We start from the raw sequence: 333 nt of genomic DNA, 5'->3' as shown, positions 1-333 counted from the left end.
CGTGGTCTGCTTTCGGTCTAACCTTGGTTTCTTTTTCTTGATAAACACTGTAATTACAAATGGTTATGGTGGTTTTCTTGCGGTCTGATTTTTTGATAATCATCTCGTCGTTTTCGAGAAGTTTCAGAAAGTTTCTAGTCTTGGCTTTCCCCCACTTCCACCGGTCCATTAGTTTCAATTCTGAGGTGATTAAACTCCCTTCAGGCACATGAATTATTTCCAGTCCGAGCTTCACCTTTGCGTCTTTATGATTTGCCATCATTAAAAGATCGAGCCATGCCTCATCTCTTGAAAAGGTTCTTTCTTCTCCATAGAGCCAATGATTCCTAATAG

1 pseudogene is annotated in these 333 nt (G+C 40.2%); it reads right to left on the bottom strand.

Annotated features, from left to right (window positions below):
* Positions 1 to 333 (bottom strand): annotated as a pseudogene (locus R0J92_RS22110) (DNA replication protein DnaD); the annotation flags it as partial.

This window comes from Tritonibacter sp. SIMBA_163, assembly GCF_046535935.1.
GTDB classification, from domain to species: domain Bacteria; phylum Pseudomonadota; class Alphaproteobacteria; order Rhodobacterales; family Rhodobacteraceae; genus Epibacterium; species Epibacterium scottomollicae.
This window is presented reverse-complemented; position numbering and strand designations above follow the sequence as displayed.